The 7,916-nt window shown below is 34.0% G+C and carries 6 protein-coding genes; 2 read left to right on the forward strand and 4 right to left on the reverse strand.

Going from position 1 to position 7,916, the window contains the following annotated elements; all coding sequences use genetic code 11:
• Positions 1 to 146 precede the first annotated feature (146 nt).
• Positions 147 to 1,577 (forward strand): IS4 family transposase, encoded by a 1,431-nt coding sequence (locus ACFWDE_RS28955; RefSeq protein ID WP_377896203.1) that lies wholly within the window; start codon positions 147 to 149, stop codon positions 1,575 to 1,577.
• Between the two features lie 284 nt (positions 1,578 to 1,861).
• Here ACFWDE_RS28955 and ACFWDE_RS28960 read toward each other — a convergent pair whose 3' ends face one another.
• Complete coding sequence (locus ACFWDE_RS28960; RefSeq protein ID WP_377896204.1) at positions 1,862 to 2,572, reverse strand: NAD(P)H-dependent oxidoreductase; 711 nt, start codon at positions 2,570 to 2,572, stop codon at positions 1,862 to 1,864.
• On the reverse strand, positions 2,569 to 3,447 hold the full coding sequence (locus ACFWDE_RS28965; RefSeq protein WP_377896205.1) for a DMT family transporter: 879 nt from the start codon (positions 3,445 to 3,447) through the stop codon (positions 2,569 to 2,571). The genes ACFWDE_RS28960 and ACFWDE_RS28965 overlap by 4 nt, the downstream gene beginning before the upstream one ends.
• Before the next feature lie 117 nt (positions 3,448 to 3,564).
• Here ACFWDE_RS28965 and ACFWDE_RS28970 point away from each other — a divergent pair, with 117 nt between their 5' ends.
• Positions 3,565 to 4,452, forward strand: coding sequence for a LysR family transcriptional regulator (locus ACFWDE_RS28970; RefSeq protein ID WP_377896206.1), 888 nt, complete (start codon positions 3,565 to 3,567; stop codon positions 4,450 to 4,452).
• Positions 4,453 to 4,981: 529 nt separating this feature from the next.
• On the opposite strand, the gene ACFWDE_RS28975 is transcribed toward ACFWDE_RS28970, so the two are convergent.
• Both ACFWDE_RS28975 and ACFWDE_RS28980 read right to left on the reverse strand, forming a co-directional pair.
• The gene (locus ACFWDE_RS28975; protein WP_377896207.1) at positions 4,982 to 6,826 is read right to left on the reverse strand and encodes an FtsX-like permease family protein; all 1,845 of its coding nucleotides are present in this window, start codon (positions 6,824 to 6,826) and stop codon (positions 4,982 to 4,984) included.
• A 16-nt stretch (positions 6,827 to 6,842) separates the two neighbouring features.
• Positions 6,843 to 7,604 carry an ABC transporter ATP-binding protein gene (locus tag ACFWDE_RS28980; RefSeq protein ID WP_002069175.1) on the reverse strand — a complete coding sequence of 254 codons (762 nt, stop codon included), beginning with the start codon at positions 7,602 to 7,604 and terminating at the stop codon, positions 6,843 to 6,845.
• Between the last annotated feature and the right edge of the window lie 312 nt (positions 7,605 to 7,916).

Raw genomic sequence — 7,916 nt, forward strand, 5'->3', positions numbered from 1 at the left:
GCAATATATATTTTACATTAAGACATATATAGATTACTAATATCTATTTTTTTGCATTTCTATTATTTTTTGTATCTAAAACCAGCCTACAAATATGAAAATACGATATCCTTTCTGTAGAATCATAGGAAAGGCTGGTGTTTTTTATGTCTGTTTTTGTGTCCGACGAATTACAACTATTTGCTCAAGAGATTCAAAGTTTTTTATCTCCAAATACCTTACGGAATCTTGCTAGAGATGTTGGTTTTGTACAACGAACCAGTAAGTACCAAGCAAAAGATTTAGTAGCTTTATGTGTATGGGTGAGCCAAAATGTAGCTATGACTTCTTTAACTCAGTTATCTAGCTGTTTAGAAGCATCAACAGCAGTACTTATCAGTCCTGAGGGACTGAATCAACGATTTAATAAGGCGGCCGTCCAACTTTTACAACGCCTACTAGCCGAACTACTAAGCAAAAAATTGGCCGCATCTATGCCGATTTCTTCTCCATACACTTCTGTTTTCAAGCGTATTCGTATTTTAGATTCAACTGCATTTCAACTCCCAGATGTATTTTCATCGGTTTATCCAGGTGCAGGAGGCTGCAGCCATACAGCTGGGATAAAAATCCAACTTGAATATGATTTGTTAAGTGGACAATTCCTTCATACTCATACAGGTCCAGGTAAACAACATGATCGCACTTACGGCTCTCTGTGTGCCCCAAATGTGACAGCCAATGATTTATGTATCCGAGATTTAGGTTATTTTCATTTAAAAGACCTTCAATATATACAAGATAAAGAGGCCTACTATATCTCTCGTATCAAGTCGAATACACGTATGTATCAAAAAAATCCTAACCCTGATTATTTTCAAGATGGAAGAATTAAGAAAGGTACAGAGTATATACAGATAGATATGGAGACGTTAATGAACTCCCTTCAACCAGGACAAACATGTGAAATAGCTGATGCTTATGTAGGAATGATTGATAAAGTGCCAGCTCGTGTAATTGTTCATCGATTAACAAAACAACAGCAACAAAAACGATTACAAGATCAAGCTGTAAGAGAAAAAAAGAAAGGAATGAAGTATTCTCCTCGTAGTAAACGACTCAGCGGTATCAATGTATATATGACAAACACCCCTACAGATATTGTCCCGTTGGGACAGGTACATGACTGGTATTCTTTGCGTTGGCAAATCGAAATTTTATTTAAAACGTGGAAGTCATTCTTTCAAATTCATCATTGTAAAAAGATAAAACCAGAACGATTGGAGTGCCATTTATATGGTCAATTGATTGCCATTCTACTCTGTTCTTCTATCATGTTTCAAATGCGCCAATTGCTCCTCATGAAGAAAAAACGAGAGCTTAGTGAGTATAAAGCCATATATATGATTAAAGACTATTTTCTTCTTCTATTCCAAACTATACAAAAAAGCACCCAAGAGCTATCAAAGGTGTTACTTCGCCTGTTCAATCTCCTACAGCAAAACGGGCGGAAATCTCATCGATATGAGAAAAAAACGGTCTTTGATATATTAGGTGTCGTTTACAATTGTACCATGTCTGATAATCAAGCCGCTTAATTCAAAAAAGTGAAACCCGTTAGGGTTTATTTCGTATGCAAATCTTTCAATCACCTACACTTGCCCTTTAGAAAAAAGAAACAATCTCGCCTAAAATTGACTTTGCATAAGCTTAGCTTGATAGCGATGTGGTGCTACCCCAACTTCTCCATAATACCTATAGAAGAACTACCAACAATCCAAATTGGATTTTATACGTTTTCGCAAGTTAAGAAAAATTCATCCTAAAAACAGTCGATTCCTTAATATAAAGGAAATTGACTATTTTTAGTTTTTCTAGATTGCTATCTATATTCTACTTTTAGTTGATGATTTTCGTCATAATGAGAAGCAGGATGGTATGGAATAGAAGGAATCTCAGAAATATTGTGCATGCGTTTTTTATATTCCTCTAAGTAACGTTTTCGATCTTTTTCATTATGGGATGGTGTCCAGGCAATGAATGGTTCAACAGGCTCTAAACCAGAAAAATAAAGCATGCCATGATTAATATGATAAAGTATCTTCTCATGCATATCTCCATCCATTCCGTATGGTGTATAAGCATGTTTAGGGGAACCTGTTGTAGTAGACAACATCGCTTTTCTGCCTTTCAGTTTACCTGTATCATATCTTTCATCTCTTGAATAAATAAATCCAGAAGCAAATACTCTATCAAACCACCCTTTTAAAATGCCAGGAACAGAATACCACCATAGTGGAAATTGGAAAATAACAAAGTCTGCCCAAAGAAGTTTTTCTTGTTCTGCTTGAATATCAGCCGAAAAATTATTTGTCTTAGTTGCTTGTTTTTGTTCTACTGCATATTTTAAAAACTCTTTATTTTCTCGCTGGATAAAATCGTCGCCATCTGCAACAGCTTTGAAGTTCATAGCATATAAATCTGATACTTTGACTTGATGACCTAAAGAAGTTAATTCTGAAACCGCCAGATCCTTTAATGCTCCATTAAAAGACTTCGGTTCTGGATGTGCGTAGATAATTAAAATATTCATTGCTTGATCTCCTTCAATACAATTTGTTTTTTAAATGACGTATTTGCAATTAATACACCAGCTAGAATCAGCAAGGCACCTAAGTATCCTTGTCCCCCCATGTTTTCATTTAGAAAGATGAATGCAAATATTGCTGAAAAAACTGGTTCAAGAGAAAATAAAAATCCTGTACTTTCAGGTGTAGTATACTTTTGAGCAATTGGCTGCATCACAAAACCATAAGCAGAGCAAATAATAGCTAAACCAAGTATTGCGGACCACCCTATGACTCCGCTAGGTAATACAGGCATTTCAAATATGAAATTTCCTAAGAGAGCAAAAAGAAATGCAAAGCCAAGTTGAAAAATACCCAATTGAAATGCATCTACTTTTTGAACAAAATAGTTTGTAATTACAATGTGTATCCCATAAAGCAGAGCAGCTAACAAACATAAAATAGAACCAAATGCAAATGTAAAATCGTCTTTAATAGTAAGTAATGCTAAACCGATAGAAACAGTTATTACCCCATAAATTACCTCTTTACGTGGTAGCTTTCTTGTAATTAGTGTTTGTAAAACAGGTACTAAAATTACAGTTGTACTTGTTAAAAAACCGGCTGAAGAAGCAGATGTTGTTTTCATTCCATACATAAGTGAAATGAAAATCCCACATAATAATAATCCAACTATTGCGCTATAGCTCAATAGTTTAGTGTTTACACTTATTAATTTTCTATTAAATATAATAATCATAATCAGAAAAGCAATCCCGAATCGTAAGGATACAACTGTGAAGGGAGAAGCTGTATCTGCAAGAAGTTTCATAAAAATATATGATGTTCCCCAACCTATAGAGACTGTAGCCATTAGTAAATTTGCTTGTTTTTGTGTCATTTGTTTTTATCCTTTCCTGTTTGTGTGGTAGAGCTATATGTTATCATCTAAATTTGCATTAGTTAAACGAATGTTTATAATGAAAGTATTAGAATTTCTAATACAAGGAGCGATTTGATGAATATATATCATGCTTTTATTAAAGTGATTGAAACAGGTAATTTTACCAAAGCGGCAGAAAAACTAGGCTACACCCAATCCGCAATTAGTCAAATGGTAAATTCATTAGAGAAAGAACTATCAACTACTCTTATCTTGCGATCTCGAACTGGAATTACCCTTACGCCAGATGGCGAAGAGTTTCTACCATATATTAGAAATATCAGCAATTCACATAAAGAATTGCAAGAAAAACAAAAAGAGATGAGAGGATTACAAAGTGGGCTTATTCGAATTGGAACATTTTCTAGCGTTGCATGTCACTGGTTGCCGAATTTGATAAGAAATTTTAAGGAACAGTACCCAGCTGTTCATTTTGATATATACCAAGGCGAATATACAGTTATTTGTAATTGGATTAAAGAAGGAGTCGTAGACTTTGGCTTTGTTAATCCAGAAGCTGTGTCTAAATTAACAAGCATTCCATTGCTAGAAGATGAAATGCTTGTCGTATTGCCAGCAAATCATTGTTTAGCACCTAAAACCAAGATTTCATTGGAAGAAGTAATAGAAGAGCCCTACATACTTTTAAATGAAGGTGAAATAAATGAAGCATTAACCATTTTTGAAGAAAATTCTCTTGAACCTAACATACAATACCGAGTACATGATGATTATGCAATTATGTCTATGATTGAACAAGGTCTTGGTATATCAATTTTACCGGAACTTGTTTTAGATAGGTGTCCGTATAATATTGTAACAAAATCAATCTCTCCATCTGTTAAGCGCACGATAAGTTTGGCCTATAAAGACAAAAGGGTATTACCTATAGCAAGTAGATATTTCATTGACTTTCTCATTAAGAATTTTAAGGAAACAGGGTCCGAATTAAAAAATAAGTAAAGAGGCATCCATAAAGAATGTCTTTTTACTATGCGAAAGGTTTAAACTAAGAGCAAAAAAAACGCCATCCTTTCCTATGATTCTACAGAAAGAATAGCGTATTTTTTCATTTTAGGGGCATTTCTTTTTATTAGCTTGATGGTGATGGGATACGGCAACAGTCCTTTCTTTTTCGGGCCACTCATTAAAAATTATAGATTTTAGGGTGAAACTTTAATTTATGAGATTATAGCATTACAAGCTTTAAAGAAAGCTTGTAAAAATTAGTTCCGTAAACAAATGTTGTTTAAATCAATATAAAAAGTTAACGGAATTCTATTTCTGTTAACTTAAACTTGCCAATGGCTCCTAAAAGTAATAATCGTCGCCGTGCCCCTTCTTAGATAAAAGATAAATTTTTAATCTTAAATCTAAAATAAATTGTTTATGGTCCGTAGTACTAGTCCATTTATTATTTCCAAATCTATTCAGAATGATCAATAAATAAGATCAAACTATGTTGATATTTCGTATAAATAATATCATTACACTAATTTTCTTTTGGAAGAACAATTCTTTTATACAATTGAACTGTAATAAAATAGTAAATCGAGTAAATTACTACAAAAATAATAATTGGTACCCAAATACGATTGTACGGATCAGGCAAAAGAACTCTGAACATGTTCATACCAACTAATACGTGAACAATACCCACAATTGCTGGGACTAAGAATACAAAGAATAACTCCTTATAAATTGATTGTGCTAATAACTCTCGACGAACACCGATTTTACTAAGCATTTGATAACGTGTACAATCTTTGAATGCACCAGACAGAACTTTAAACATCAAACAACTTGCCATCATTGCTAAGTACGCAATTCCGACGAAGAAGCCCATGAACATCAATCCACCTAACATACCATGAAGAGAATTATACATTTGATATTTGCTCTTCAGTTCTTCAGGTTTCATACTTGTATATTTAGCTAACTGTAATTCGTCAAGTTGTTTCCATTCTTTTAAATATGATTTAAAATCATCTGTTTTCCCAATAAACACAGTACTTTCTCGACCCTTTATACTATGGTACATGTTTTTGTCTACAATTTTTACTTTATGATCAGGATATATATACTTTGGCTGGATTGTTTGGAAAGCGTCGCTCCATTGTTTTGGTTTCCCATCATCTTTACCCCATTGACTTGACAATGCAAATGCATCCGTGGGAATTCCCTCTGAAACTTTCATCGCCTTCCCATTTTTTCTATCGTTTACCAAAGGACGATTTTTCTCTAAATCTTCTTTTAGATAATAAATATACTGGTCATCTATTTTGTAACGATATTCAAGCTTATCTGTAAATACGATTGCATTCAAAATTTTCTTTTCTTCCGCTGTTGGATTATGAATGACTGAATCGTAAATTTGATTTTGATCAGTAATTACTCCGGTGTTGTTTTTAAATGCCATACCACACGCAATTCCGCCAGCGCCAAGAGCCACTAAGATTGCTACTGTTGCAAGCACATTTGTTAGGCCATTAATGCGGAAATTTAATTGTGCAAAAGTAAAAGCATTGAGGCCTTTTTCACTACGTTTTTTATTACTCTTTAACTTGTTAATCATAACTGGGAGAAATGATCCAAATAACATGTAAGTACCAACGGTTGCTGTGATTAATCCAACGGCCATTAATCCCAGACCAATTAGCGGGTTTGCATATTTCATATAGATTAGTGATGCATAACCAATACCCAATAAAATCACACCAAGGATTGCAACTACAATTGTCATTTTTCCTTTTATGGCGACACGTTCTGTTTGTGCATCTGCATGTACAAGTTGTAATACAGAAAAACGCGCTAGCTTAATACTACTTATACTTGCTGATAGTACAAATAATGCAAAGAAAAAGATGCAAGTAACCGTCATAGATGGCATGTAAAATGCTTGAAAACCACTAACAGGAAGTTCTAATTGTTTCATTAGTAACTGACCGATACCTTCTGCGAGCCCTACACCAACTGTAATTCCAATCACAAGAGATGCGGCACCTAATATAATTGTTTCGATAAACATAAGTAAGGTAACTTTATGCTTTTTTGCTCCTAACATCATATACATACCAAATTCTTTTTGGCGAAGAGATGATAAGAAAGAGTTTGCATATAAAATATAAAAAAATGTGATAAACGCTAACAAAAAGGACCCAATTTTAAATACAGACACAATATCCCTAATAGAAGAGTTAGATTCAAGGAACGCCTTATTGAGTGCTAATGTTTGAAACATATAAAAAGTTGAAATAGAGACAATAAGACCAGCAAGTAAGACAATGTAATCTTGCAACTTACTTTTTAGGCCTGACATGGAAAGCTTAAATAACATGATTGAACTTCCTTCCTTACGCTTTTTGTGTACCTAAGTTTGCAAGCACGTCTAAAATTTCTTTATAGAACTCTTCACGTGTACCACCGCGATAAATTTCTTTATATAGCTCACCATCTTGAATGAATAAAATACGCTGACAGTAACTTGCACTATATGGATCATGAGTAACCATCATAATAGATACGCCTTGCTCTTTATTTAAGTTTGTCATCGCATCCAGTAAACTCGTTGCATTTTTAGAATCAAGCGATCCTGTTGGCTCGTCCCCTAAAATAATTGCTGGTTCATGCACTAACGCACGTGCTGCTGCTGAACGTTGCTTCTGTCCACCAGATACTTCAGATGGATACTTTTGAAGGATTGCTGAAATGCCTAACATATCAGCTACTTTTTCTACTTTCGGTCCAATATTTCGTGATGAAACACCTTGAAGTGAAAGTGGAAGAGCGATGTTTTCGTAAATAGATAAGTTCTCTAATAAGTTAAAGTCTTGGAAAATGAATCCTAACTTTTGTGAACGGAAATCAGAAAGCTCACCTTGTTTCATTTTCGTAATATCCGTTCCTGCAATTTCAACAACGCCGCCCGTTGCTTTATCTAACGTTGAAATTACATTTAATAATGTCGTTTTACCAGAACCAGAAGGTCCCATAATTCCGACAAACTCACCCTCTTGAATTGAGAATGAAACACCTTTTAACGCGTGTGATTGGTTCTCACCTTTTTTACCGTACACTTTTTGGATGTTTTTCACGTCTAAAACTGGTTTCGTCATATATATCCTCCTACGTTTGTTTTTTCATTTCTTTAAAATAAGTTGCTATTCTTATTTGCTTTTAATAAAATTTTCATGTTGCATCCACCTTAAAGCTACAATGAAAACTTTCTTCTTTATCTACTTCACTCACCTCATCGCTTTCAATATATACATGATAAACTATGAAAATTAGAAAACACCCCGTAAAAACCTTAAGAATTCTTAAGATTTTATAAAAAAAAGCTTATGGAACCTGTAATTCCATAAGCCAATCTATTTGATTGGATGTTCAACAATAAAGGACATCCAGCCGTCTTTATATTCTGCATG

Origin of the sequence: Bacillus sp. NPDC060175, from assembly GCF_042728695.1 — a bacterium.
Lineage (GTDB): Bacteria > Bacillota > Bacilli > Bacillales > Bacillaceae_G > Bacillus_A.

Coding starts and splice junctions, on each gene's coding strand:
- ACFWDE_RS28955 (WP_377896203.1), top strand. CDS start 147: ATGTCTGTTTTTGTGTCCGACGAATTACAACTATTTGCTCAAGAGATT.
- ACFWDE_RS28975 (WP_377896207.1), bottom strand. CDS start 6,826: ATGTTATTTAAGCTTTCCATGTCAGGCCTAAAAAGTAAGTTGCAAGAT.
- ACFWDE_RS28965 (WP_377896205.1), bottom strand. CDS start 3,447: ATGACACAAAAACAAGCAAATTTACTAATGGCTACAGTCTCTATAGGT.
- ACFWDE_RS28980 (WP_002069175.1), bottom strand. CDS start 7,604: ATGACGAAACCAGTTTTAGACGTGAAAAACATCCAAAAAGTGTACGGT.
- ACFWDE_RS28970 (WP_377896206.1), top strand. CDS start 3,565: ATGAATATATATCATGCTTTTATTAAAGTGATTGAAACAGGTAATTTT.
- ACFWDE_RS28960 (WP_377896204.1), bottom strand. CDS start 2,572: ATGAATATTTTAATTATCTACGCACATCCAGAACCGAAGTCTTTTAAT.